General features: G+C 37.3%; 29 protein-coding genes, 1 riboswitch and 1 other annotated feature. Of the genes, 10 read left to right on the forward strand and 19 right to left on the reverse strand.

The window, feature by feature from the left end:
* Positions 1-27: 27 nt before the first annotated feature.
* Positions 28-861: an octanoyl-[GcvH]:protein N-octanoyltransferase gene (gene lipL, locus AC2CGN_RS11770; RefSeq protein ID WP_484513991.1), complete on the reverse strand. Its 834-nt coding sequence runs from the start codon at positions 859-861 to the stop codon at positions 28-30.
* Between the two features lie 157 nt (positions 862-1,018).
* On the opposite strand from lipL, the gene hemQ reads away from it, so the two are divergent.
* Positions 1,019-1,768 carry a hydrogen peroxide-dependent heme synthase gene (gene hemQ / locus AC2CGN_RS11775; protein WP_283870682.1) on the forward strand — a complete coding sequence of 250 codons (750 nt, stop codon included), beginning with the start codon at positions 1,019-1,021 and terminating at the stop codon, positions 1,766-1,768.
* Positions 1,769-1,809: 41 nt separating this feature from the next.
* On the opposite strand, the gene AC2CGN_RS11780 is transcribed toward hemQ, so the two are convergent.
* Positions 1,810-1,992 carry a hypothetical protein gene (locus AC2CGN_RS11780; RefSeq protein ID WP_286923264.1) on the reverse strand — a complete coding sequence of 61 codons (183 nt, stop codon included), beginning with the start codon at positions 1,990-1,992 and terminating at the stop codon, positions 1,810-1,812.
* Between the two features lie 169 nt (positions 1,993-2,161).
* On the reverse strand, positions 2,162-2,332 hold the full coding sequence (locus tag AC2CGN_RS11785) for a hypothetical protein (protein ID WP_429980201.1): 171 nt from the start codon (positions 2,330-2,332) through the stop codon (positions 2,162-2,164).
* 409 nt (positions 2,333-2,741) lie between these two features.
* Here AC2CGN_RS11785 and AC2CGN_RS11790 point away from each other — a divergent pair, with 409 nt between their 5' ends.
* Positions 2,742-3,125 (forward strand): cell wall hydrolase, encoded by a 384-nt coding sequence (locus AC2CGN_RS11790; protein WP_376781208.1) that lies wholly within the window; start codon positions 2,742-2,744, stop codon positions 3,123-3,125.
* Between the two features lie 21 nt (positions 3,126-3,146).
* Positions 3,147-3,479 (forward strand): spore coat protein GerQ, encoded by a 333-nt coding sequence (gene gerQ, locus AC2CGN_RS11795; RefSeq protein ID WP_054770276.1) that lies wholly within the window; start codon positions 3,147-3,149, stop codon positions 3,477-3,479.
* Positions 3,480-3,571: 92 nt separating this feature from the next.
* Here the strand turns inward: gerQ and AC2CGN_RS11800 are convergent, their stop codons facing one another.
* The 6 genes from AC2CGN_RS11800 to AC2CGN_RS11825 all read right to left on the reverse strand — a co-directional run bounded on the left by AC2CGN_RS11800 (position 3,572) and on the right by AC2CGN_RS11825 (position 6,786).
* Positions 3,572-4,750, reverse strand: a complete 1,179-nt coding sequence (locus tag AC2CGN_RS11800) for a M20 family metallopeptidase (RefSeq protein WP_429980200.1) — start codon at positions 4,748-4,750, stop codon at positions 3,572-3,574.
* 221 nt (positions 4,751-4,971) lie between these two features.
* Positions 4,972-5,352, reverse strand: a complete 381-nt coding sequence (locus AC2CGN_RS11805; RefSeq protein ID WP_429988565.1) for a DUF423 domain-containing protein — start codon at positions 5,350-5,352, stop codon at positions 4,972-4,974.
* Positions 5,353-5,378: 26 nt separating this feature from the next.
* Complete coding sequence (locus AC2CGN_RS11810; protein ID WP_484513995.1) at positions 5,379-5,645, reverse strand: YwdI family protein; 267 nt, start codon at positions 5,643-5,645, stop codon at positions 5,379-5,381.
* Positions 5,642-5,821: a hypothetical protein gene (locus AC2CGN_RS11815; protein ID WP_054770279.1), complete on the reverse strand. Its 180-nt coding sequence runs from the start codon at positions 5,819-5,821 to the stop codon at positions 5,642-5,644. Before AC2CGN_RS11815 ends, AC2CGN_RS11810 begins: the two co-directional genes overlap by 4 nt.
* A 34-nt stretch (positions 5,822-5,855) precedes the next feature.
* Entirely contained in the window at positions 5,856-6,008 is a 153-nt protein-coding gene (locus AC2CGN_RS11820; protein ID WP_484513997.1) for a hypothetical protein, read from the reverse strand.
* Between the two features lie 100 nt (positions 6,009-6,108).
* A complete protein-coding gene (locus AC2CGN_RS11825; protein ID WP_429980198.1) occupies positions 6,109-6,786 on the reverse strand; it encodes a uracil-DNA glycosylase in 678 nt (225 codons plus the stop codon).
* A 173-nt stretch (positions 6,787-6,959) separates the two neighbouring features.
* On the opposite strand from AC2CGN_RS11825, the gene thiD reads away from it, so the two are divergent.
* On the forward strand, positions 6,960-7,790 hold the full coding sequence (gene thiD / locus AC2CGN_RS11830) for a bifunctional hydroxymethylpyrimidine kinase/phosphomethylpyrimidine kinase (RefSeq protein WP_484513999.1): 831 nt from the start codon (positions 6,960-6,962) through the stop codon (positions 7,788-7,790).
* A gap of 44 nt (positions 7,791-7,834) precedes the next feature.
* Here thiD and AC2CGN_RS11835 read toward each other — a convergent pair whose 3' ends face one another.
* Entirely contained in the window at positions 7,835-8,386 is a 552-nt protein-coding gene (locus AC2CGN_RS11835) for an acyl-CoA thioesterase (protein ID WP_054770280.1), read from the reverse strand.
* A gap of 186 nt (positions 8,387-8,572) precedes the next feature.
* On the opposite strand from AC2CGN_RS11835, the gene AC2CGN_RS11840 reads away from it, so the two are divergent.
* The 3 genes from AC2CGN_RS11840 (at position 8,573) to bshB2 (ending at position 10,410) form a co-directional block, all read left to right on the forward strand.
* Entirely contained in the window at positions 8,573-8,857 is a 285-nt protein-coding gene (locus AC2CGN_RS11840) for a hypothetical protein (protein WP_429980196.1), read from the forward strand.
* 499 nt (positions 8,858-9,356) lie between these two features.
* Positions 9,357-9,707 carry a YojF family protein gene (locus AC2CGN_RS11845; protein ID WP_283870673.1) on the forward strand — a complete coding sequence of 117 codons (351 nt, stop codon included), beginning with the start codon at positions 9,357-9,359 and terminating at the stop codon, positions 9,705-9,707.
* A 13-nt stretch (positions 9,708-9,720) separates the two neighbouring features.
* Complete coding sequence (gene bshB2, locus AC2CGN_RS11850) at positions 9,721-10,410, forward strand: bacillithiol biosynthesis deacetylase BshB2 (RefSeq protein WP_429980195.1); 690 nt, start codon at positions 9,721-9,723, stop codon at positions 10,408-10,410.
* 44 nt (positions 10,411-10,454) lie between these two features.
* Here bshB2 and AC2CGN_RS11855 read toward each other — a convergent pair whose 3' ends face one another.
* Positions 10,455-11,198 (reverse strand): TerC family protein, encoded by a 744-nt coding sequence (locus AC2CGN_RS11855; RefSeq protein ID WP_429980194.1) that lies wholly within the window; start codon positions 11,196-11,198, stop codon positions 10,455-10,457.
* Between the two features lie 253 nt (positions 11,199-11,451).
* On the opposite strand from AC2CGN_RS11855, the gene ilvA reads away from it, so the two are divergent.
* On the forward strand, positions 11,452-12,714 hold the full coding sequence (ilvA, locus tag AC2CGN_RS11860; protein ID WP_484514002.1) for a threonine ammonia-lyase IlvA: 1,263 nt from the start codon (positions 11,452-11,454) through the stop codon (positions 12,712-12,714).
* A 198-nt stretch (positions 12,715-12,912) separates the two neighbouring features.
* Here ilvA and AC2CGN_RS11865 read toward each other — a convergent pair whose 3' ends face one another.
* From AC2CGN_RS11865 to AC2CGN_RS11895, 7 genes are all read right to left on the reverse strand, one after another.
* Positions 12,913-13,866, reverse strand: coding sequence for a nuclease-related domain-containing protein (locus AC2CGN_RS11865; RefSeq protein WP_484514004.1), 954 nt, complete (start codon positions 13,864-13,866; stop codon positions 12,913-12,915).
* A 79-nt stretch (positions 13,867-13,945) separates the two neighbouring features.
* Positions 13,946-14,740 (reverse strand): ABC transporter ATP-binding protein, encoded by a 795-nt coding sequence (locus AC2CGN_RS11870; RefSeq protein WP_283870668.1) that lies wholly within the window; start codon positions 14,738-14,740, stop codon positions 13,946-13,948.
* Entirely contained in the window at positions 14,733-15,761 is a 1,029-nt protein-coding gene (locus tag AC2CGN_RS11875; protein WP_429980191.1) for an ABC transporter permease, read from the reverse strand. The genes AC2CGN_RS11870 and AC2CGN_RS11875 overlap by 8 nt, the downstream gene beginning before the upstream one ends.
* Before the next feature lie 110 nt (positions 15,762-15,871).
* On the reverse strand, positions 15,872-16,894 hold the full coding sequence (locus AC2CGN_RS11880) for an ABC transporter substrate-binding protein (protein ID WP_484514006.1): 1,023 nt from the start codon (positions 16,892-16,894) through the stop codon (positions 15,872-15,874).
* A 363-nt stretch (positions 16,895-17,257) separates the two neighbouring features.
* Positions 17,258-17,836 carry a TetR/AcrR family transcriptional regulator gene (locus AC2CGN_RS11885; RefSeq protein ID WP_484514008.1) on the reverse strand — a complete coding sequence of 193 codons (579 nt, stop codon included), beginning with the start codon at positions 17,834-17,836 and terminating at the stop codon, positions 17,258-17,260.
* Positions 17,833-20,037, reverse strand: coding sequence for an FtsX-like permease family protein (locus AC2CGN_RS11890; protein WP_484514010.1), 2,205 nt, complete (start codon positions 20,035-20,037; stop codon positions 17,833-17,835). Before AC2CGN_RS11890 ends, AC2CGN_RS11885 begins: the two co-directional genes overlap by 4 nt.
* Positions 20,038-20,053: 16 nt before the next feature.
* A complete protein-coding gene (locus AC2CGN_RS11895; protein ID WP_484514012.1) occupies positions 20,054-20,746 on the reverse strand; it encodes an ABC transporter ATP-binding protein in 693 nt (230 codons plus the stop codon).
* A gap of 147 nt (positions 20,747-20,893) precedes the next feature.
* Positions 20,894-20,938: riboswitch (PreQ1 riboswitch) on the forward strand.
* 6 nt (positions 20,939-20,944) lie between these two features.
* Here AC2CGN_RS11895 and AC2CGN_RS11900 point away from each other — a divergent pair.
* Positions 20,945-21,427 (forward strand): QueT transporter family protein, encoded by a 483-nt coding sequence (locus AC2CGN_RS11900; protein WP_286923246.1) that lies wholly within the window; start codon positions 20,945-20,947, stop codon positions 21,425-21,427.
* 76 nt (positions 21,428-21,503) lie between these two features.
* Positions 21,504-21,705: a binding site (T-box leader), on the forward strand.
* Between the two features lie 57 nt (positions 21,706-21,762).
* Positions 21,763-22,926, forward strand: a complete 1,164-nt coding sequence (gene trpB, locus AC2CGN_RS11905) for a tryptophan synthase subunit beta (RefSeq protein WP_429980187.1) — start codon at positions 21,763-21,765, stop codon at positions 22,924-22,926.
* 44 nt (positions 22,927-22,970) lie between these two features.
* Here the strand turns inward: trpB and AC2CGN_RS11910 are convergent, their stop codons facing one another.
* Positions 22,971-24,596, reverse strand: a complete 1,626-nt coding sequence (locus tag AC2CGN_RS11910) for a long-chain fatty acid--CoA ligase (protein ID WP_286923286.1) — start codon at positions 24,594-24,596, stop codon at positions 22,971-22,973.
* Positions 24,597-24,667 lie beyond the last annotated feature (71 nt).

Here is a 24,667-nt window from a genome sequence, read left to right on the forward strand (position 1 = left end):
AGCATCGCTTTTCCCTTTTTGTTACTATTATTTAGGTGCAAGCATTTTCTTATTGCGCTCTAATATACGCTTTAAATAGAAAGCATACAACATAAGCTCCTCATCATGAAAAGATTCAAATCGTATTTCTTCAGCCATTTTATGAATAAGGCGCTGTAATCGAATGATCACTGCTTCCACGGTTAAAGTTGCATCAACAAGCTCTGACAGTGAAGCCATTACACTAGGGTCAATGCTAGGATACGTAAATTTTGTTGCCTCTCCCTGTAAACTTACCTCATAAAAGTCTCGAATAAGCGCTGCTCGTTCGGAACCGCTTCCCTCAATACATAGATAAATTTGCACGGCCACTCCTTGACGTAAACGCCTTTGTGAAATACCTGCAAATTTCTTCCCATCAATACTTAAATCATAGGAACCCGGACAATAGGAACCTACAATTTCATAGGCTTCAATTCTATCTGCCACCTCAGGAAATAATCCTTTGATTAGAGCAACCATTACATCATAGCCATCATTAATACTTAATGCTTCTGTTTGTTCAGATAAAACAATTGAAATATTTAATACTCCTGCATCTAGTACCACTGCTAACCCTCCCGAATTACGGACGATAGGTTGATAGGTACGTGCTTGGAGTAACTCCATCCCTTGCTGTACATAAGGTAAGCGATGATCCTGAATACCAAGGACAACAGATGCATCATGAACCCATGTACGAATAGTTGGCGGAGAGGCTAATTGTCCCACTAACTGACATAAAGTATCATCTGTTGCAAAGGATTCCAGTGGCGATCTTTGTTTCGCACTAATGGATTGATCGTAAAAACGCCATATTGGCTGTTGTAAAATACTATTCATGCTTAGAGCTCCTCTATTTACATCTCTTCTCTTAAGCATACATAATCTGCGGAAGGTGTCAAATTCGTGAAATACAATCATGAATTTAGGGATTTCGTACAAACTATGATAAACTAAATTTTGAATGTTATTCACTTATAAAGGAGTGTTTTCAATAATGAATGAAGCAGCTATTACTTTAGATGGTTGGTATGCTCTACATGACTTTCGCTCAATCGATTGGGCTTCATGGAAACTCGTTTCTGCTGAAGAACGCCAAGCGGCAGTCGAAGAATTCGTCGCGTATTTAGAAAAATTAAACGAAGCAGATATCGCTAAAACTGGTGCTCATGCCTTTTATGCAATTGTTGGCCAAAAAGCTGATTTTATGATTATGACATTGCGCGAAACAATGGATGAGCTTCAAGAGCTTGAAGCTGATTTTAATAAATTAGCAATTGCTGATTTTACAATTCCTACATATTCTTATGTATCTGTTGTAGAGCTTTCCAACTATTTAGCTGGTGAATCAAACGAAGATCCGTACCAAAATCCACATGTACGTGCACGTCTTTATCCTGAGCTTCCACGCTCTAAATATGTATGCTTCTATCCAATGGATAAACGCCGTCAGGGCAATGATAATTGGTACATGCTTTCAATGGATGAGCGTAAAACATTAATGCGTTCTCATGGTATGATTGGTCGTGGCTATGCTGGTAAAGTAAAACAAATTATTACTGGTTCTGTTGGCTTTGATGATCATGAATGGGGCGTAACATTGTTCGCAGATGACGTATTACAATTTAAAAAATTAGTATATGAAATGCGCTTCGATGAAGTTTCTGCTCGTTACGGGGAATTCGGTGCATTCTTCGTTGGTAACCTTCTTGATAACGAAAAACTAGTGAAATTCTTAACAGTCTAATCCTATAAAAAATGCGAGCCCCAAAAATGGACTCGCATTTTTTAAAATTCATTTTCTTCACTTGCTTCTGATTCCAATATTAAAATAATGGTATGAATAAAAAAGCCAGTTAGAATCATTAGGAAAACCAAATACCAGTTATATGGTTGATGGTAGAGTTCTGCTATACCTACAGCTGTCAATGCACTTACGATAATTGCTACAAACATACCAAAAATACGCATTGTAACACTCCTTCATGAAAGCAAAAAATATTTTTCCACATTAGTATGTCACTGTTTATTTTCAATATACTTGCAAGACAAAAAGTTTTTATCCTTTCAATAACAAAAATAAGAAAGTATCACCTTAACTTACGATGACACTTTCTTGTTTTCATATTACTTTCACCTCTCAGGAGTTTTCATCCTTCACCCTTACTATTAAAATGATCGTATTGATAAAAAAACCAATAACGATCATTAAAATAAATAGATACCAATGGAGTGGCTGTCCGTAAAAATCACCTAGTAAAAATGCCAGTACAGCACTCAATAAAATACCAAACCAAACACCAATCTCCATTTCCTGTCACCTCACATGTATTCAATACACATGCAACATCTTGATTTACCACAAGATTTCCACCTCTACAGGTGTTAGGATAATGCGATTTTCTCCTTCTCGGTGGTGTACAACCCCTACTGAATCAAGATTAAGCCCCAAAAATTTCGGATGCAATTACGCTGGGGCGTAAATAATCTCATGTTCCCCAAAATAGTAGCTATTCTCTTTTTACCCAATTTGTTAAAAAAATATCGAACTTTTAACTATTTTTACAGACTACTCGTTATAACTAATATATGCTTACTAATTTTAAAATGTGATGATCTTTGTCATGAAAATAAACATGTCTACAATGCCTTCATGCATATACTGTCTGCGAGGAGGAATGTAAATCGCTGTTATAAAGACCAATGATGCACAAACAGCAATGCTCGCAAGGCTAATGCGAGCCGAGGCAGAAGGTGAAGGAGAATTAGGTATGCTGATGGTTGGCAACGTAGGCGTCAATCGCGTACGAGGAGATTGCCTAGATTTCGGGAATATTCGAACAATTGAACAAATGGTTTTTCAACGTCCAGGAGGTTTCGAGGCGACACAAAAGGGTTACTTTTATCAACGAGCACGTGATCAAGATATTCGTTTAGCAAAACGAGTGATTCAAGGTGAACGGTTCCATCCTGCAACCCGCTCCCTCTGGTTTTTTAGACCTGAAGGAGATTGTCCAGCACAATGGTATGGTCAATGGAACACAGGAAGATATAAATCTCATTGCTTTTTCTCACCATCTGAGGAAGACTGTCCTCAAATCTAAAAGAAAGAAGGTTGATAATCAATGATGCCATATTATTGGACACCGACAACGCAACAAATGCCCCCACAAGTAACAATTCCAAGTAGCGGACGACCACCTGGACGTGAAGAGTCCTATATTGAAAATATTTTGCGTTTGAATCGTGGTAAACCTGCTACATTCCATTTCTCTTTTGAGCATGCAGTCGAGGCAGGAAAAAACACTAAAACTGTACGTGGTGTGGTAGAAGCTGCTGGTCGAGATCATGTTATTATACGTGAACTTAAATCCAATCATCGCTTCCTCTTCCCTATGATTTACTTTGATTTTGCTGAATATGATGAAGAGATGTCCTATTTCAATCAAAATCCATAATTCATTTGCTTATGTAGCTAGCAATCGTCAGTTGTTATTATTGATACTTATTAAAAATGGCATGGTAGGAACATTCCTATCATGCCATTTGACTATTTATTTTTCTGTAAGTATTGTAGAGTTGCTTTTCCTAAAGTTTTTGCAGCAATTAGCATCGCACGTTCATCAAAATCAAAGCGTGCATGATGATGTGGATATGCTTCTTCCCACTCGGGCTTTTTAGCACCTGTAAAGAAAAATGTACCTGGCACCTTTTCTAGATAATAGCCAAAATCTTCACCAATCATAAACGGTGGACATGTTATAACATTTTCTACACCTGGTACATCATTCGCAAGCTGTGCAATAAATGCTGTGTCCTCTACATGATTATAAACAGGTGGATAACCTCTTGTATAACGATAGTTATAGCTCGCCCCAAAAGGTTGGCAAGTTGCCTTTAATACAGACTCAAGCTCATCCTCCATCTGCTGACGCACCTGTTCATCAAATGTACGGACTGTTCCTGCTAGTACCACTCGATCAGCAATCACATTGAAAGGATTTATTGCCTCAAAATGGCCAAGCGTTAACACAGCCGATTTTAATGGATCTATTCGACGGGAAATAAGCTGCTGCGCATTTACAACAAATTGTGACCCAAGCACAACTGCATCAATCGAATGATGTGGTTCTGCCCCATGACCACCTTTACCTTGAATCGTAATTTCCACTTTATCAGCCGCAGCCATAATTGCTCCATCTCTCACCAACAAATCTCCTATTGGTGTGGGTGCCCATAAATGTGTACCGAAAATAACATCTACTCCATCTAGGCAGCCATCCTCTATCATAGGCTTTGCTCCACCTGGGGCAATCTCTTCTGCATGCTGATGAATAAAGACTACACTCCCTGTAATCTCATCTTTAATTGCATTTAGTGCCTTAGCAAGACCTAATAATGTTGCTGTATGACCATCATGACCACAGGCATGCATTTTACCATCTATTTTCGATCTATAAGGAATCTCATTTTCTTCTTGGATAGCCAATGCATCGAAATCAGCTCGTAATGCCACCGTCTTACCAGGCTTTCCCCCACGTAATGTTGCAACCACACCGCGTTCTCCTACCTGCTCCCGAACATCATGCCCTAATGCACGATGAAAGGCTGCTATATATGCTGGTGTTTCCACCTCTTCAAAGGATAATTCCGGGTATTCATGTAAATGTCGACGAATGGCCACCATTTCATCAAAATTATGATCTAGTAAAGTAAATAGTTTCTCCATATTTTACAAAACCTCACTTTCTCAAGCTCGAACTCTTTTGGTAATAACAGTTTACTATAAAACCTTACAAAAACAATAGGAATTAAAGTGAAGATTGATAGAATAATTTTTTGAGCTTTCAATAGTTACTATAACTTACTTAAAGATAAAAACCCCCTCACAAAAAAATGCGAAGGAGTAAAATATTTAGTTTATAATTGTGAAGTTATTAATTATTGACTTTATCGAGCATGCTTAAGAGCAGATAGGATAATCAGCACCCAGCCTGTTAAAAATAGTACACCGCCAATTGGAGTAATGGCACCTAATACTTTAATGCCGCTGATGGCTAATATATATAAACTACCTGAAAAGAAGACAATACCTAGGTTAAAGAAAATACCAGCTAAATTTAATTGCTTTACTTCTCCTAATAATTTGGAGCTCATTAATAGACCAATAACAAGTAAGCCTGTCGCATGAAACATTTGATATTGTACGGCTGTTTCCCAAATACCACGACCATAATCATCTAAAACGTCCTTTAACGCATGTGCACCAAATGCACCAAATGCTACCGCTAAAAAGCCATGAAGTGCACCTGTTACGATAAATTTTTTCATGTCATTCTCCCTACCTTTAATAATGGTTAAAAGTCAAAAATTGAATCACCATTTGCTCCGTCTTCTTCTTCAATTTTTGCTGTGTATAAACTTGTTTGCTTTGGCTCTGAAACTAGCATTTGTGGTATATGCTTCGACTGTGCTTTTGATATTCCCTCCGGCGAGTCTAAAACTACATCACATAATGCCCGAATCGCAGTTAATGCTTCGCGAATTTGTTGTTCATTTCCAGCATTCTTCACACCTGATAATTGTTTTTCAAGTTGTTGAATAACGGCTTGATAAGGAATCATTGCATTCTCCCACTTTCTGCTTTCGGTACGAATTTTAAACAGTCCATACCAGAGGATTGTTTTACGACAACGGATGGTATTTGCTTTGTTTTAAAGCCATATGCTGCACAAGCACGTGGCGTCTGCGGGTCCCATGTTACTTTAAAATGTTGACATTTGAAACAATTAACCTTCATCGTTGCCCCTCACTTTCTTCCATTAATAACTGTATCACGAATCTAATAGTGTATCAATTTCGCCTTGGCGTAATTGTTGCTGTCGCTTCGCTTTCGCACAGATAAACAATGCGTCCGGATTTTGATTTGTGCCTGCACAATTCTTCCTTTGAAAATCCGTGACATCCGCCGGAGGCTTTATCTTCATTCAGGTTTGGACACCCACTGAAAGGAACCAAAACGACATTCATTTCACCACTTGAAGAGGTGAGAGTCTGCTGAATGAAGATAAACGATTTGTGCCAATCTTATGCAAGACACCAATCAATAGGCTGCTCTCCCCATTCTAGTAACTGTGCATTAATTTTAGAATATGGTTTACTACCAAAAAAGCCTCTATAGGCACTAAGTGGACTTGGATGAGGTGCCTCCAAAATGACATGTGGTGTTGAATATTTACGGATTAATGGTTTTTTCCGTTGTGCTGGCTTGCCCCATAATACAAAAATAATAGGCTCATTTCTTGCTGCCAATTTATCAATTACAGCATCGGTAAATTGCTCCCACCCTTGTTCTTTATGGGAGTTTGCTTGACCTGCACGCACAGTTAAAACTGTGTTCAATAGCATGACCCCCTGTTGAGCCCACTTCGTTAATGTGCCATGTTGGGGAATCGGACAACCCACATCATCCTGTAATTCTTGTAGCATATTACGTAGACTTGGTGGGTGTGGAACTCCTGGCTTTACTGAGAAACTCAACCCATGTGCTTGATTCGGACCATGATAAGGATCTTGACCTAATATGACGACCTTCACATCACAATAAGCTGTTGTAGTAAAGGCATTCATGACATCATTCATAGGTGGATAAATTGTTTGTGTTGAATATTCATGTGCTACAAATTGTCGTAATTTTTTATAGTATGCTTTTTCCATTTCTTCTGCTAGTATTGCTTGCCAATCATTCGGGAATACTTGTTTCATCGTCTAAAAGCCCCTTTCTCTTCTTTCACGGTACAAAAAAATAATGTTGAATTCAAGTATCAATTCAAACTGACCTTGTAAAAATATAGCATTCTGGCTATTTTTATAGAATCAGAATCAGACTATACTAGATGGTAATTTTAATACTCTCAATTATAAAGGAGATCTTTCACATGACTCTTAAAAAAACTTTAACCATTGCTGGTTCAGATACTTCAGGTGGCGCAGGAATGCAAGCTGACTTGAAAACATTTCAGGAACATGGAACATATGGGATGGTGGCACTAACGGTAATTGTTACGATGGAACCAAATGGTTGGACACATAATGTCACGCCATTGCCAACAGAGCTTCTGCAAAAACAAATTGATACAGCCCTTTCAACAGGCATTGATGCCATCAAAACAGGGATGCTTTCAACTGAGGAAATTATTCGGGTTGCAGGAGATGCTATCGCAAAATCGGGTACATCCAATGTTGTCATTGATCCTGTCATGGTCTGTAAAGGCGAAGATGAGGTATTGAACCCCGGCAACACAGACGCCATGATTCAATATCTATTGCCACTAGCTGCCGTCACAACACCAAACCTATTTGAGGCAGGACAATTAGCTAGAACAGGTACACCAAAAACGATAGAAGAAATGAAAACAGCAGCTCGTAAAATTCATGAGCTTGGTGCTAAGGCTGTTGTCATAAAAGGTGGAAAAGCGCTAGCAACAGAAAAAGCAACAGATTTATTCTTTGATGGTGAGAAGTTCTATTTACTAGAATCTAAAAAAGTAGCTTCTACTTATAACCATGGCGCAGGCTGTACATTTGCAGCCTCAGTAACCGCAAATCTTGCAAATGGTCTTTCTGTGAAAGAAGCAGTTATAGAAGCAAAAGAGTTTGTATCTGCTGCAATTGCTCATGGATGGGCTTTAAATGATTACGTTGGACCAGTAATGCACGGTGCAAAATCACGTTTTGGTGCACCTGAAGTAACAGTGATAGAGCTATAAAAATGAAAAAGCATCCGATTAGCATTACTAATCGGATGCTTTTTTCACATATAATAGTTTTCCATCATTTCGAGACGATAATCCCATGGGTCATTCATTGAAATAAACTGAGCCAACGCCTTACTTTCCTTTTTCCGCTCTGCGCGTGCCTTTGCTCGTTCTGCGGCTGTTTCATGTAGCTTTGTCTCCTCAACCGTTTCAGGAATAACGCGAGGCACCGGTGCAGGCTTATTATTTTCATCTAACGCTACAAATGTTAATAATGCTGTCGCTGCAACCTTCCGTTCACCCGTTTTTAAATTTTCAGAAATAACCTTTACGAAAACCTCCATAGAAGACGTTCCTGTCCATGTTACATAGGATTCAAAATAGACAGAATCCGTTGGGCGAATTGGATGAAGGAAGTCAACCGAATCCGTTGAGGCTGTTACACAGTCTCTACGACTATGCTTTGCAGCAGAAATGGAGGCCACTTGGTCAATATCACTCATTAAACGACCACCAAATAGAGTATTATGATTGTTAACGTCGTTTGGAAACACTCGACTTGTACGCATAACTCTAGATTCTTTACAATATTTATAGCCCTTATTCACAACAATTCCCCCTTAAAACAGGTTTATTCCTACTATAATGCTCTATTCTTCTAGAAAAATCAATATAATTATTAGAAAATTACAAATTCTTAATAAGGGACTTTTTGCTCTCATTGTGAAAAGTGATGGACAAGATACGCTACTTCTTTCTTCACCATATATTAGCTGTATACGGGAGGGAGAAAAATGAAAAAGCATAAACATCATGATGGAACGACTGATCAATCTGGTTTATTAGCTGGAGAAATAACCTCCTCTAAAGTTGAAGTAATTGCTTCCATTGTATTAACACTTGGTTATTCATTATCAACCCTCGCAGATATATTAGCATTGCAGGAGGAAGAGAAATTAGCACAAGAAAATACATCAAAGGCACAGGATCAAAATTTACAGTTTAGGCAAATGTGTAAACAATTACAGAATGTTAACAATCGCTTAGATTCCATTGAACGAAAGCTTAACAGATATTAAAGATACATATTTCGAATTCTTCAGCTACTTTTAAAAAGCCGCGATTCTCTATTAAAATGAGAATTGCGGCTTTTTTACTATACTATGATAATTAGCTTTCAGTCTTCTTTCCTTTTCAAGTCCGTAACCAGTCCACATTGAAGGAACGTCATCTATTGTACCAAGATAGAATTCGTTATAGTTCCTAGTAATTTCTCCCTTCAACATATATGGTTATCTATACTCCATAACAGAAAGAAGCCATGGTTGCAATATCTTATTAGTTGTGAAATCATTTACTATACAAAACGACACATTTTGTACAAAATTGCTTTCACACTCTTATATTGATACATTACTATAATTTTTTCAAGAATATTGCTTATGGATGTGTCATAGATTTATAGATATCGGTTTATTTTAACCAAATGATTAATTTATCATCTAAAGGGCATTCAATTTCCCTTTGTGAATTTTTTTTACTATACTTAAATTAGAAATAATCGAGAGGAGTGTTAAGATGCAAGAAGTACATGTAGAGACGTTACAAGAATTATTGAATTCTTTCGCCAACAAAGACGTTTATATTCATCTTGAGACAACGAACGGTTCTTATGCAGCACACTTTGATGAAAAATTTTTTAATGCAGGCGCCTTTATTCGCAATGCAAGGATTAATTACGAGCTAGCGAAAGTAGTAGATGATTCACCCCATCGTGTCGGCTTAAAAATGGCACATGGCTGGGTCTATGCACAAGGCATCACACATTATGAATTAGATGATTTAGGCCGTTTATTAATGGCTGGACTAGACTACTCTGGAAAATTGGCGATTGCGCTTGAAATTAGTGAAACGCCATTTTCTTATTAAGGGGGACGACTATTTGAATTTACAACCACAACGTCATATTTTAATTGTTTACCCTCACCCAGATGATGAGGCTTTTTCAGTTGCTGGGACTATCGCCTACTATACAAAGAAGATGAATACACCTGTTACATATGCATGTCTAACATTAGGTGAAATGGGGCGTAATTTAGGAAATCCACCTTTTGCTACACGTGAATCCTTACCTGAAATTCGCCGTAAGGAGCTTATTGCTGCTGCTGAGGCTATGGGTATTCAGGATCTACGTATGCTTGGTTTACGTGATAAAACAATTGAGTTTGAAGACGATGAAAAAATGGTAAAGCTGGTGGAAGGGTTAATCGAAGAGTTAACACCTTCGCTCATCATTACTTTCCTACCTGGCTTTGCTGTGCATCCTGATCATGAGGCCACTGCTCGTGCAGTAGTTGAGGCTGTTCGTCGTATGCCTAAAGCGGAGCGTCCCCAAGTGTTTGGCTGTGCATTTGCGAATGATACAATTGAGAAAAATGGAGAGCCCCATGTTGTCTATGATATTCGTGAAATGAAGATGGACAAAGTGAAAGCATTACAGGCACATGCCTCTCAAACCGCTTGGATGATGCAGGAAACGGAAAAACGCATTGATGACGGGGAGCCAATGAGCGAAAGCTGGCTAAATATTGAAAAATTCTATATTGTAAATCCTGATCATTATGCTAAGTGATTAAACAAAGGTTCTGCTCTCTTTTTGAGAGCAGAACCTTTTTGTTAAGCAACTCTTAATTTTTTCAAAAAATGAATAATGAAAGTAAATGTAAAAACAATAATAAGAACTACAAAAAACATATAATGCGGAACATGAACACCAACAATACTTACTAGCATTTTCAGCGCAATAATGCCAATGATGATAAAGGCTGTCGTCTCAAGTTCAGGTATCTTTTCAATAATGATTAGAAATAGGCCTGCAATGGTTCTCATCATTAAAATACCTAGCATTCCACCGACCAGTAATATCCATATTTGATTGGATATCGCAAATGCAGCAAATATGGCATCAACCGAAAAGGCAATATCCATTAATTCTACTGAGATAACGGTTGCCCAAAACGTCCCAAACAGTCGAACCATCAAGCCTGTTTTTTTAACTTCCTTGACACTATCCTCTTCCCCTATTTGTAAGAAATGCGCGACACACAGCCATCCTAAATACAAGGCACCTAGTAATTTTATAAACCAAAATTCTACTAAGTATACACCGATGCCTATAAACAGGAAGCGAAAAAAGTAGGCACCCAACATACCATACATTAGCGCTCGTTTTCGTTGCTTGTTTGGTAAATGCTTTACTAGTACTGCCAATACAAGTGCATTATCTGCTGATAGTAAACCCTCGATAACAATTAGTGTTGATATTAATCCCCAAGACACTGGGTCTGCTAAAACTTCCCTCCACATGTCCCAATCGAAAAATTGAATGTATGTAGATAGAATCCCTTGAATGATTTCCAATTACATACCCTCCTACTAGTCCTAAGCTAGTCTAGTATATGCTTGACCATTTTGGTTATGAGGAAAATTTTTTGAATATTGGCGGTTACTTGAAGCTCGATAAGCATTGTTTTTTCTCGAATATGTTTCATTATTCTTATAAACACAAAACAGACACCGAAAATTTAGAATTTACTAAAAATTAATAGCAAATTTCTAATAAAATATGCTATCATAGATAAATGTTTTATACGTAAAACGGAGGATGAAGACTATGGAAGTTGCTGATACTAGAACCGTGCAAGTTGAAAATGTCTTAATTGCACATCATTTTTTAAAAGATGTAGTCGTGCACACACCGCTACAGAAAAACGACTATTTATCCGAGAAATACGGAGCTAATATTTATTTCAAACGCGAAGATTTACAGCATGTACGCTCATTTAAGCTTCGTGGTGCCTATTATAAAATTAAAAAGATTGAAGAAGAGGCTCGCTCAGCTGGAGTTGTTTGCGCAAGTGCAGGTAATCATGCACAAGGTGTCGCTTATGCCTGTGCGCAATTAAAAATTCATGCAAGTATCTTTATGCCTCAAACAACTCCTAAGCAAAAGATTGACCAAGTGCGTATGTTTGGTCGAGAATATGTGGAAATTATTTTAGCTGGTGATACTTTTGATGATTCTGCTGAAAGTGCATTAACCTACTGTGAAGAGCATGGTAAGATTTTCATTCACCCATTTGATGATTTTGATGTAATCGCTGGTCAAGGAACTGTTGCTGTTGAAATTATGAATGATATAGAGGAACCTATTGATTACGTGTTTGGGAGTGTTGGTGGCGGAGGATTAATGTCTGGTGTTTCTGCCTATATTAAAAACCTTTCCCCAACAAGTAAAATCATCGGTGTAGAGCCTGCTGGTGCGGGCAGTATGAAAGCTGCATTTGCAGAGGGCGGTGCAGTGTCACTTGACTGGATCGATAAGTTTGTTGATGGTGCTGCAGTCAAATGCGTCGGTCATCATACCTATGATGTTTGTCGCCGCTATTTAGATGACATTGTTCTAGTACCTGAAGGTAAAGTATGTACAACAATTCTAGACCTTTATAATAAGCATGCCATTATTGCAGAGCCTGCTGGTGCATTATCTATTGCTGCACTCGATTCTTATAAGGAAGAAATTAAAGGGAAATCAGTGGTTGTCATCATTAGCGGTGGCAACAATGACATTGGACGCATGCAGGAGATTAAAGAAAAATCTTTAATTCACGAGGGCTTACTTTATTACTTCATTGTAAGCTTCCCTCAACGTGCAGGGGCACTTCGCCAGTTCCTTACAAGTGTATTAGGGCCAAATGATGATATTACGACATTTGAATATACAAAGAAAAACAACAAAGAGAGTGGTCCTGCCTTAGTCGGTATCGAACTTGGCAATCGTGACGAATATGAAGGTTTATTAGCACGTATGAATGAGTTTGGCTTTAAATATAAAGAGGTAAATAACGACATTCAGCTCTTCGGCTTACTCGTCTAAAACAATGAGTCACACTTCTTATGAAAGTGTGGCTTTTTTGTAGGGACGAAAGAAGGTTAATGGAAATAAGTTAGGGCTTTATCGAAACAAGTTTGAGGTTTATCGAGACTTTTCTGGTGTTTATCGAGACTTTTCAGCGCATTATCGCCCAACTTAAGCGACACTATCTGACCGCTCGATAGTTTTGTCGCTAACATTTTAATCTAACAATGTTGATGGAATGATATATTTTCTACTCTTATTTTCACCAAATGCTTCAAATTTTAATTTTTTCAATAAATAATAAACCGCTTTCTCTGAGTTAATATCAAAAAAATCACGAAATTGAGCATTTGAAATATGGTTTCCCATCATTAATCGAAAATCATGCAATGCAACAAGCATCGATTGATTATCGATTATACTGCAATTACTACAGCGCCATTTCCCATGTGTATAGCATAAAGTATGATTACATTGTGAACACAAGGCCCCTTTCTTTAGTTCATCTAGCTGAATATCTGGAATCCATCGGGTTGGCTTATGCATTTTCAGCAGATGTTCTGAGAGCTCAGTTAAATCAGCTTCACTTATACAAACTTGTCGATGCTTCCTGTATAATTGCTCAACCCTCTCAGCCAAGCCACTTACATGGAGAATTGGCTGAGTCGCAAAACGAGAAGACATAATCATATTTGGATTTGCAGAAATAACAAAACACGCTATTGGTATATGATGCCCTCTCATGTGAAGCATTCTAAACATAAATCTCGCATGTCGCTTTACCTGATCTAACGGATTGCGAAACCCATCTACTCTTCCATCAGAAGTAACTCTTATGAACTGGTGGTTTTCAGCCATGAAATCAACACGACCGGAAATATTTTTGATCTCCAATACTAAGATAAAATACTGTGTCATTAATAATGTATCAATTTGATAGGTTGATCCAACCTTAGCTTTAAACTCCACATCATGTAATAAATAATACGGTTGCTGTAAATAGATCTCCTTCCATTCCTGATCAACTCTTTTTTCACCTGCATACCCTGCCTTAGTTCTTCTTAGCATTTCTTGAAAATAATCATACTTAGCGTGAGATTTCGATAACCTTCGATTGATCATCTCTAACATCTGTTGCTTCGATGATACTTCTCTCATTTTCAATAGCATTTTTTCACCTCCTTAGCTAGATTATAATGTAAACCTCCCACCTATAAAAAACGCCCATACCTATGTATGAGCGTTTGGATTACCCTAATAAAGCACGATCTGAATTCATTTTCTCTCCGCGGATACGTTCGAATTCTGCCATTAAATCTGGAATCGTCAATTCGTGCTTGCGATCCTCGCCAACCTCTAAAATAATTTGGCCCTTATCCATCATAATTAGACGGTTTCCTAAATCTAATGCTTGCTGCATATTGTGAGTAACCATTAATGTTGTTAAGTTATCCTTTTCAACTAAATACTTTGTAATGCGAGTGATTAACTCTGCACGAGAAGGGTCAAGTGCTGCCGTATGCTCATCAAGCAATAGAATAGATGGCTTTGTAAATGTTGCCATTAAAAGTGACAGAGCTTGACGTTCCCCACCTGACAATAAGCCAACCTTCGCTGATAGACGGTTTTCAAGATTTAATCCAAGCATCTCTAATGATTCTTTAAAAAACTCTCGACGCTTTTTATCAACACCGATGCGTATCCCTCTACCTTTATTTCGTGAATAAGCTAATGCTAAGTTTTCTTCAATCGTCATCGTTGGCGCTGTACCTGCCATTGGATCCTGGAATACGCGGCCGATATAGTGAGAGCGTTTATATTCAGGTAATGTCGTCACCTCATTTCCATCAATTAACACCGAGCCAAAATCAGGCGTTAAAGCACCTGAAATCATATTCATCATCGTAGATTTACCAGCACCGTTACTACCGATAATTGTCACAAAATCACCTGGCTTTAAATGCAAATTAATTTCAGCAAGCGCAATTTTTTCATCAGGTGTACCTTCATTAAAAATTTTATTGATACCGTTTAGCTTAAGCAAGGCCTTTCCCTCCCTGCTCAACAGTCTTTACTTGTGAACGCTCTGCTGCCCGTTTAACCTTACGCTTGCGCTCCTTCCTCTTATTGATAAATTGAGGTAAGATTAGCGCTAGAATAACGATAATGGCTGTGATTAATTTCATATCTCCTGAATCTAAGAAATCTACACGTAATGCTAGAGCTAAAATAATACGATAAATAATTGCCCCTGCGATAACAGCAAATGTCGTACGCATAATTGTTTTAGTACCAAAGATGGCCTCACCAATAATAACGGATGCTAGACCAATCACAATCATACCAATTCCCATACTTACATCTGAGAACTTCGAATACTGTGCGATTAAAGCTCCAGAAAATGCGACAAGTGCATTAGAAAGCCCTAGCCCTAGAATAATAAGTGTATCTGTATTTGCTGAGAAGCTGCGAATCATTCGCTTATTATCACCAGTTGCTCGGATAGCCAGTCCGACTTCTGTCTTTAAGAACCAGTCTGCAATTAACTTAATTAAAATCGTGATGATTAAAACGACAATTAGCGTGCCCCATGTTGCTGGAACTTGCTGAATGCCCATGCCTTTTAATAGGTTATTTAATGCAGCATCGATGCCTAAGTTACTCCAAAATGCCTGAAACTTTGAAAATAACGTTTCTGAATTCAATAATGGAATATTCGGACGACCTATCGTATTTTCTGCAGTTAACCCCATAATACGTAGGTTAATAGAATATAAAGCAATCATCATCAAAATACCTGATAATAATGGGTTAATTTTCCCCTTTGTGTGAAGAATTCCAGTCATACATCCTGCAATAAATCCAGCAACAATTGCCACTATAGTCGCTAAGATTGGGTGATAACCAAGCAGTATCATCGTTGCTGCTGTAGCCGCCCCTGTTACAAAGCTTCCATCAACCGTTAAATCCGGAAAATCTAACACACGGAATGTTAAGTACACACCAAGTGCCATAATTGCATAGATGATTCCTTGCTCCACTGAGCCAAATAATGCTGAAAACATTGTTGAATCATCTCCTAAATTTCATAATTAAAATCTGCTGAATGAAGATAAATGAAGATAAAGCGGGGATAGTTCTCCCCCGCTTTGCTCTAATAATGATTGTTAGGGTATTACTTGTCTAAAAGCTCTGCACCCCAGGAATCTTTAATGTCGATACCTAAATCATTTGCCACTTTTTTATTGATTAGTAGTTTTAAGTTTTGTGGATATTGTGCTGGTGTATCAGCTGGTGTTGCTTCACCTTTTAGAATTTTCACAGCCATTTGTCCAGCCTCATAACCAATATCAAAATACTCAAATCCATATGCTGCTAAGCCGCCACGTGCGACAGAATCAAGCTCTCCTACAACAAGTGGTAATTTATTTGCATTCGCTACGTCAATCACAGATTCTAATGCAGAAACTACTGTATTATCAGTAATAATATAGAAAGCATCTGCTTTACCAATTAATGATTCCGTTGCTTGTTTAACCTCTGCAGAAGTTGCCGCAGATGCCTCAACTACTTTTAAGCCCTGCTCGCCCATAACCTTTTTCACTTCTTTTACTTGTGCTACCGAGTTTTGCTCGCCTGCATTGTAGACCATACCAACGTTTTTAGCACCAAGCTCTTTTAAGAATGCTACAGTTTTAGAAATCGTTTCAGGATGTAAATCGATCGTACCTGTAATATTTTTCCCCGGTTTCTCCATTGATTCGATTAATTGGGCACCGATTGCGTCAGTAACAGAAGTAAAGATAATAGGAATATCGCTAGTTGCTGTTGCTGCAGCTTGTGCAGACGGTGTTGAGTTAGCGAAGATTAAATCTACGTTTGCGCTCACTAGATTGTTAGCTATTGTTGTGTTTAGGCTGTTATCACTTTGTGCGTTTTGTGAATCATATTCCACTTTTAAGCCTGCGTCATCAATTGCTTTTTTAAAGCCGTCAGTTGCAGCATTTAAAGATGGATGCTCCACTATTTGAGTAATCCCAATTTTATATGTTTTTCCTGCTTCCTTGCTGCTCTCGCTTGCATTATTTTTCTCGTCTCCCTTTGAATCAGATGAACTAGAACCACCGCTACCACAAGCAGCAAGTAACAATACTAACCCAACTAATAGGAACGAAAGCTTTTTTAAATTGCCTTTCACAAATAATCCCCCCGACTATTTTTCAGATATCTATCACACTTCACTCAAACAAAGTGTGAACGTATCGCTATATTATCGTGATTATTAGGGTACGTCAACAACATTATGAATGTTCTGACTTTTAGATTTGACGAAATATTTTAGTTTTTCATTTAATTTGTCGCTTTAAACCGCTAAACTACGCTGTTTTCCTAAAGTGATTTCTTTTTCTAACATAATAAAATTTTTTATGACAATTTTGCGAAGTTATTTAATGAACATCACTAAAGTAAAAAAACTTTTATTTTTCTGACATTTGATTTCAAATTATACATCAAAAAACCTGACATTTTTAAATAGAAATGTCAGGCTTATTTTATCGTTTTACTTTTTCAAAATATCTACTAACCAGCTACTTTGTGGTAAAGGTATATCAGGGAAACAAACATAAGTTTGTGCAACACCTTGAATTGCAGAATAAAAACAACCTGCGAGCGCTTTAGGATTTCCCTCTCGTATTACCCCTTTAGCTTGGCCTACATTAACTAAATTTTCAAATTCCTTAGAGGCAGCGATATCCTTTGACACTTGTTGAACTGCCTCTGGTAAGTTACTTGCTATCTGTGCTTGTCCAACTAACATAAATAATTTTGCTGATAACGGATAAGTTTTAAAAGAATCCAGTATCATCGTAATCATCGTATTTAAATGCTCTAAAGGATGCTCTAATTCCTCTTCAGAAATATGAATATCAGACATACTTGTTTTAGCTCGTTCTAATAGTTCAAGGTATACCTCTTCTTTAGAGCCGAAATAATGAAACAGCAATCCTTGGCTAATTCCAAATATGTCTGCGATCTCTTTCGTTGTAGTTCCATGGTAACCATTTCTTATAAACAAATCCAAGCCCGCGTTTAGAATTTGCTCTCGTCTAACTTCCTTCTGTTCGCGGCGTTTATTCATTTCATCATAACCTCCTGCACTGATACAGCATTGAAGCCTTTTTTATAGATTAACATAATGACCTCGTATGAAACAGCAAAGATTGCAAGGGAGAGTACTATCACCTTAACATCTGGTGTCATCGGTATCGCCATTGTAGAAGATTTAGCTAGTGCATCAAACAAAAATTTAGACAAAATAATCGCATAAATTGTTCCAATAATAAATCCAATGTATGCGATTATACGAAATCCTGACAAGACTATTCGATTGCATTCAGAATCCGTATAGCCAAAAGCTTTCATCAATGCAAAATATTTTCGATTAGAGGAAATAATAACCTTTACAACAATACTAATTGTTAAAATACTTAAAGCTAAGCCAATTATGATAAATAAAAATGATAAAGCCACATACGTTCCTTTTTGCTGAGAGCTTGAATCGATTATATCTTCTTGTTTTGAAACAAATATATGCTGTTTGTTGTCAAACTCTACATTGTCATCCGTAAATACACCATTATATTCTTCTTTTTCTAAGATGCCATACTTGTTCGCAATTTCAATATTACTATAAACTATTTCTCCATACACTGATTGCTCAATAGCGGCTATAGGTAGTTGATAAGCATCATTATTTATATATATCTTTACTGTATCCCCAATCGACAAATCATATTTCTTACGCATCCAATCATTGACAACAATTCCTTCTTGCTCTGAAATATCTATGTTGTCCTGTTTTTGAATACTATAGAGCTTAAACAGAGACGAACTATTAGATAATGTCATAAATTGTCCATTGTTCAATACATTACCGTTCGGAAATTCAAATCTACAATCTATCGCATAATAAGGTATTCCTGAGTCCAAAGATTCCATTGCCTTAGCCTCATTATACCGAACATTACTTTCATACTCAACTCCCTTAAGTGTTAATGAAGATACCTTATCAGCCATTGCTTGCAAAGAAAAAGCAATTTGTAAATTTGCACTAGCCATAAAGCCTGTGAGCAATGCCAATAAAACTAATAAAATGTTATTAGCAATAATTGATTTAAATACTATTTTTTTAAAAGGTATAGTTTTTCTAATTTTTTGCCTTCGCTTAACAAAAATATTTAATTTTCCTGACTCTGCATTATGAAGCATTTCTAATGGTGGCTTCCGTAAGGTAAATGCGGCAATTCCAAACGCTAGTATAGAGAAAAACAGCGCTGGGATTATTGTAAATAGAATGAACTGTACAGGATCGAATTTTTGTAAAACATTGGGTACAAGGAATGTAGAATTGATTCGATTAATAAATAGCGGGCTGATTATATAGGAAGTTAAATATCCTATTATTCCACCTATCAATACAAATACGCCTACTACAAGATATTTTTTAGCAATCTGTACGGTAGTATAGCCAAGTGCTTTAAAAACACCCATATCAGATTTTGTTTCATTTATATTTTGGATTATGGATGTAGTAAGTAGTATTACTATGGTTAATATCAGGAAGCATAGGGCGCTTATAAGACAGACTTTAAACATTTTTTCTTTTGCAATTAATGAAGAAAGTATTTGAGGGTTATCCTCTTTATTAACTATTGACTTTACACTTGTGTTCATAAGCATTTTTTCTAGAAAAATTTGCTTTTGCTTCTCTGACAAATGCTCAGAAAATCGACCAGAATAACTTATTCTTTCTAGTTCATCCCATGTTGAGTACAGATCTTCACTACATAATATAAATGCCTGATTAGTTGATTTATAAGTTATTCCATTATCCGCTACTACTGGTGTGACTGCATCTGGTAAAGTAAAAACGCCACTAATGAAATAGGAGGTATTGCCGATATCAACTGAATCTCCTACTGTCAGACCATTCTGCTTCGAAAAGTTTTGATCTATCGCAATTTCACTCATTTTGTTAGGTGCAACACCTTCAGAATACATTGGAATATCTATCCTACGTGTATTTTTCAATACACGAAATATATTATTTTCTTCATAAATAACTTTGTATGTTAGCGGTTCATATGTAAAAGAATATTCGCTTGAAAGATCTTCTATTATTCCTTCTTTCTGTAGAATAAGCGTAAAATCCTGTTGATTTTGCCCTGCTAGAACATTTTTTACAGAACTTAAGTTTTGAAGATAAAAAACTAGTAATGAACAAATAAACATAGAAAAGACAACAACTAATACTAACGGATATTGTTTGTTCAATTTCATTAGTGCACCAACCCTTTTACCATTTTATCTCGTTCACATTACGCGGATGAACATTGTTAATTATTTCCACTATTCTTCCACTAGTCATCTTAATTACTTTCGATGCAATTTGAGCAATACTAACATTGTGGGTTACCATAATAATTGTAAATTTCAGTTGGTTTTGAAGCTCTTTTAAGTAAGTTAAGATTTGTTTGCTTGTTTCTTCATCCAATGCTCCGGTTGGTTCATCACAGAATAAAAAATCAGGATTCTTTGCTAATGCACGTGCAATTGATACTCTTTGCTGTTGTCCTCCTGAAAGTTCATAAGGAAGACGGTGTTCTAATCCACGTAGTCCTACACCATCAATTATTTCAGTAATATTTTGATTTCCTTTTAAATCCGCACCCATCTTTATGTTAGCTTCCACATTTAAAAATGGGAGTAAGTGATAAGCTTGAAAAATAAAAGCTGTCTTGTCTCGCCTAAACATGGTCAGTTCCTTTTGATTTAATCCACAAAGCTCGTAATCACCATATATTACGCTTCCTGAATCAGGTGTCTCCAGCCCAGAAATTACATTTAGAAGTGTAGATTTACCGGATCCAGAGGGGCCTAAAATTACTACGAATTCTCCCTCCTCAATAGATAACGAAACTGAATTTAATGCATAAAGCAATTCATCCCCATTTTGATAACATTTAACCAAATTTTCTACTCTTAACATGCACAACCTCCAATTTTTTATTAATTGATTAATTAATCAATTAATAAAACAATATTATTGATTAATTAATTTGTCAATAACAGAATAGATATTTCTGACATTTGACTTCATTCAGCCTTCTATACTAAAATATTTAATTGTGTGAAAAACACCGTGGTTCGTAACCATCCCACGCAAAAAAACTAAGGAGAAATGAATATGAAAATAAAGTTTTTAGCGGCAAGTGGTATTATTGCAGCACTTTATATTGCTGTTACATTATTAGTCGCACCATTCGGCTTTACAGAGGTCCAGTTCCGCGTATCGGAAATTTTTAATCATCTTGTGGCCTTTAATCCACGCTTTGCCGTTGGAATAATTCTTGGGGTATTTATCTCCAATCTTTTTTCACCATTAGGCATTTATGATTTATTATTTGGTGTAGGGCACTCCATGCTTACTCTAGGACTGTTTATTTTAATCTGTAAATTTGTTAAAAATATTTGGGCACGTTTAATCATCAATACATTTTTATTTACATGCACAATGTTCATCATTGCCTTTGAATTGAACTTAGCTTTAGAATTACCGTTCTTCTGGACATGGTTAACTGTTGCTGCTGGTGAATTTGTTGTTTTAGCAGTTGGTGCACCAATTATGTATATATTGAATAAACGTTTAAACTTTAATCATTTAATTTAACAGACGAGTCTTGTAGATTCGTCTTTTTTTATGCTCTTGACAGTTTTCTGAAAATATTCTACAATTCTTTTCAATAATAACTGCAAAGAAAAAGAGTAGTAGCAAGCAGTAGTACTTAAAGAGAGCTGATGGCTGGTGCAAATCAGTAGTACATACTTGTGAATGGACTTTGGAGCAGCCTCAATAAAATGTGAGGTCGAATTTACTCCCCGTTACCGGAGTACGAAAGCGCGCAGTTTTTGCGAATAAAGGTGGCACCACGGTTACTCGTCCTTTTACCAGAAGGATTGAAGTGACTTTTTTTATGGAAAAATTAGAAAGAGGAGTCGAGAGAGATGGGTAAAGTAGCAGAGAAAAATGGGTATTTCGGTGAATTTGGCGGTAGCTTTGTTCCTGATGAGCTTCAAAATGTATTGAATATTTTAGATGAAAACTTCCAGAAATTCAAAGACGATGAAGACTTTAAAAATGAGCTAGATTATTATTTCCGTGAATATGTTGGGCGTAAATCCCCACTCTATTTTGCAGAAAATTTAACAAAGCAATTAGGAGGCGCAAAAATTTATTTAAAGCGCGAGGATCTCAACCATACAGGTTCACATAAAATCAATAACGTTTTAGGACAGATTTTACTAGCAAAACGTATGGGTGCTAATCGCGTTATTGCTGAAACTGGTGCTGGACAACATGGCGTAGCAACAGCGACTGCTTGTGCAATGTTTGGTATGGATTGCACAATCTATATGGGCTTAGAGGATACCAAACGTCAAGCATTGAATGTGTTTCGTATGGAGCTTCTTGGGGCAAAAGTAGTCGCTGTTGATAAGGGACAAGGACGACTAAAAGATGCAGTTGATGAGGCATTCGCTGACTTAGTAGAAAACTATGAAACTACTTTCTACTTACTAGGTTCAGCTGTAGGACCACATCCATTCCCATCCATGGTGAAACATTTTCAATCAGTTATTAGTCGTGAAAGCCGTGAACAAATTTTAGAAAAAGAAGGAAAGCTTCCAACAGCTGTACTTGCCTGTGTAGGTGGTGGTAGTAATGCCATTGGTGCGTTTGCAGAGTATATTTCAGATGAGGATGTGCGTCTCATCGGTATTGAGCCCGATAAGGCTGCCACATTAAATGAAGGGACTCCAGGTGATTTGCACGGTTTTAGATGTTTAGTATTGCAGGATGCAGAGGGTAATCCACTGCCGACATATTCGATTGCCGCTGGATTAGATTATCCTGGAGTAGGCCCTGAGCATAGCTACTTAAAAACAATTGGCCGTGGTGAATATGTTACTGTGACAAACGAGGAAGTGCTTGAAGCATTCCAGGTGCTATCTAAGGTTGAGGGGATTATACCAGCACTTGAAAGCTCTCATGCTGTGGCACATGCTCTAAAATTAGCACCAACTCTATCACCTGACGAAAGTATTATTATTAATATCTCAGGTCGTGGCGATAAGGACGTAGAGCAAGTATTCCAAATGCTGAATAAATAATGTTAGCAAAAGAGCGACTCCCAATGCCGGAATCGCTCTTCTTATTATACAAGTGTACTTAATTTCGGATAAATTTCTGCTACATTATCTCTTAGTTTGGCTTTTAGGAATTTCCCAACAGACGTCTTTGGAATTTCCTCTAAAAATACAACATCATCTGGAACCCACCATTTTGCAAATTGGCTTTCTAAAAATGCCAGTAGCTCCTCTTCTGTTGCAGACTTTCCTTCCTTCAACACAACACAAGCTAAAGGTCGTTCTTGCCACTTGGCATGCGGAATCGCAATAACTGCTGCTTCTAAAATGGCATCATGAGTCATTAACGCGTTTTCTAAATCCACTGAGGAAATCCATTCCCCACCCGACTTGATTAAATCCTTTGTACGATCCGTTATTTTAATAAAGCCATCTTCTGTTCGTACTGCAATGTCTCCTGTATATAGCCAGCCGTCTCGATACGCATCAGCCGTACGTTCATCCCGATAATATTCATGAGAAATCCATGGACCACGTAAGCGGAGTTCACCCATCGTCTCTCCGTCCCAAGGTACCTCTCCATTGTCATTCACAATACTGGATTCAATGCCCGCCATTGTCATTCCTTGCATAGCTCGTGATTCAATTCGCTTGTCAATTGGCCACTCTTCCATCCAAGACATATAATTCGATAATGCTACGATTGGTGTTGTTTCTGTCATGCCATACACAACAATATATGGTATACCATAGATTTCTTCAAATGTACGAATTAGTCGAGTTGGTGAGGCTGAGCCACCACAACAGATTGCACGTAATGAACGAATATCCCGTTCTCGCTTCTCCTGCTCCTGTAATGCTCCAATCCAAATGGTTGGAACACCAGCTGTTAGTGTGACTTTTTCCTGTTCCACTAAATCTAAAATTAAGGCTGATGTAAAATGCGGACCTGGTAATACTTGTGTTGCGCCGACATTAACACTTGCAAATGGTAAACCCCATGCATTTGCATGAAACATCGGTACTATAGGCATTACAACATCTCGCTCAGCAATCCCCATGGAATCAGACATACTCAACATTATACTGTGTAATACTAAACCTCTATGGGAATAAACAACCCCCTTTGGATTTCCAGTTGTCGCACTTGTATAGCACATACCAGCAGGTGAATCCTCAGCTAAATCCTCTGGGAATTGGTAATTTTCATCAGCGGCTGCTAATAGCTCCTCATAGGATAATGCATTTGGTAATGTCGTTTCAGGTAAAACGTCCTCATCTGTCATAATAATAAAATGTTTCACTGTCTTAAGCTCTGGCGCAATGTTTTCAATGATTGGTACAAGATCCTGATCAATCATTAAAATCTCATCTTCTGCATGATTAATAATATATATTAAATGCTCTTCTGAGAGTCGAATATTCACCATATGTAAAACTGCACCTGAACATGGTACTGCAAAATATGCCTCTAAATGGCGATGCTGATTCCATGCAAAGGAGCCAATTTTCATTCCTCTTTTCATTCCCAGCTTTGTTAGTGCATCTGCTAAACGGCGTGTTCTTTTAGCCCACTCTCCATATGTTAAGCGGTGAATTTTTTCTGGACCTGTCCGAGAAACTATCATCTTTCTAGCAAAATAACTTTCTGCTCGCTTAAAAAAATTGGTTAACACTAATGGTGTTTGCATCATAAAACCATCCATCCCTTCATCTCGTAAACTTTTCCCCCTATAGAATATTATTAGTCATATTTAATCGAATA

It is taken from the genome of Lysinibacillus sp. DFXJR4 (assembly GCF_057196045.1).

Excerpts from the sequence above, each read along its gene's own strand:
- AC2CGN_RS11910 (WP_286923286.1), bottom strand. The coding sequence starts at position 24,596 with ATGATGCAAACACCATTAGTGTTAACCAATTTTTTTAAGCGAGCAGAA.
- AC2CGN_RS11840 (WP_429980196.1), top strand. The coding sequence starts at position 8,573 with ATGAAAAAGCATAAACATCATGATGGAACGACTGATCAATCTGGTTTA.
- trpB (WP_429980187.1), top strand. The coding sequence starts at position 21,763 with ATGGGTAAAGTAGCAGAGAAAAATGGGTATTTCGGTGAATTTGGCGGT.
- ilvA (WP_484514002.1), top strand. The coding sequence starts at position 11,452 with ATGGAAGTTGCTGATACTAGAACCGTGCAAGTTGAAAATGTCTTAATT.
- AC2CGN_RS11785 (WP_429980201.1), bottom strand. The coding sequence starts at position 2,332 with ATGGAGATTGGTGTTTGGTTTGGTATTTTATTGAGTGCTGTACTGGCA.
- AC2CGN_RS11875 (WP_429980191.1), bottom strand. The coding sequence starts at position 15,761 with ATGTTTTCAGCATTATTTGGCTCAGTGGAGCAAGGAATCATCTATGCA.
- AC2CGN_RS11815 (WP_054770279.1), bottom strand. The coding sequence starts at position 5,821 with ATGAAGGTTAATTGTTTCAAATGTCAACATTTTAAAGTAACATGGGAC.
- AC2CGN_RS11900 (WP_286923246.1), top strand. The coding sequence starts at position 20,945 with ATGAAAATAAAGTTTTTAGCGGCAAGTGGTATTATTGCAGCACTTTAT.
- AC2CGN_RS11895 (WP_484514012.1), bottom strand. The coding sequence starts at position 20,746 with ATGTTAAGAGTAGAAAATTTGGTTAAATGTTATCAAAATGGGGATGAA.
- hemQ (WP_283870682.1), top strand. The coding sequence starts at position 1,019 with ATGAATGAAGCAGCTATTACTTTAGATGGTTGGTATGCTCTACATGAC.
- gerQ (WP_054770276.1), top strand. The coding sequence starts at position 3,147 with ATGATGCCATATTATTGGACACCGACAACGCAACAAATGCCCCCACAA.
- AC2CGN_RS11845 (WP_283870673.1), top strand. The coding sequence starts at position 9,357 with ATGCAAGAAGTACATGTAGAGACGTTACAAGAATTATTGAATTCTTTC.
- AC2CGN_RS11825 (WP_429980198.1), bottom strand. The coding sequence starts at position 6,786 with ATGAAACAAGTATTCCCGAATGATTGGCAAGCAATACTAGCAGAAGAA.
- AC2CGN_RS11890 (WP_484514010.1), bottom strand. The coding sequence starts at position 20,037 with ATGAAATTGAACAAACAATATCCGTTAGTATTAGTTGTTGTCTTTTCT.
- lipL (WP_484513991.1), bottom strand. The coding sequence starts at position 861 with ATGAATAGTATTTTACAACAGCCAATATGGCGTTTTTACGATCAATCC.
- AC2CGN_RS11780 (WP_286923264.1), bottom strand. The coding sequence starts at position 1,992 with ATGCGTATTTTTGGTATGTTTGTAGCAATTATCGTAAGTGCATTGACA.
- AC2CGN_RS11805 (WP_429988565.1), bottom strand. The coding sequence starts at position 5,352 with ATGAAAAAATTTATCGTAACAGGTGCACTTCATGGCTTTTTAGCGGTA.
- AC2CGN_RS11800 (WP_429980200.1), bottom strand. The coding sequence starts at position 4,750 with ATGGAGAAACTATTTACTTTACTAGATCATAATTTTGATGAAATGGTG.
- AC2CGN_RS11810 (WP_484513995.1), bottom strand. The coding sequence starts at position 5,645 with ATGATTCCTTATCAAGCCGTTATTCAACAACTTGAAAAACAATTATCA.
- AC2CGN_RS11790 (WP_376781208.1), top strand. The coding sequence starts at position 2,742 with ATGCTCGCAAGGCTAATGCGAGCCGAGGCAGAAGGTGAAGGAGAATTA.
- AC2CGN_RS11865 (WP_484514004.1), bottom strand. The coding sequence starts at position 13,866 with ATGCTATTGAAAATGAGAGAAGTATCATCGAAGCAACAGATGTTAGAG.
- AC2CGN_RS11885 (WP_484514008.1), bottom strand. The coding sequence starts at position 17,836 with ATGAATAAACGCCGCGAACAGAAGGAAGTTAGACGAGAGCAAATTCTA.
- AC2CGN_RS11820 (WP_484513997.1), bottom strand. The coding sequence starts at position 6,008 with ATGAAGATAAAGCCTCCGGCGGATGTCACGGATTTTCAAAGGAAGAAT.
- thiD (WP_484513999.1), top strand. The coding sequence starts at position 6,960 with ATGACTCTTAAAAAAACTTTAACCATTGCTGGTTCAGATACTTCAGGT.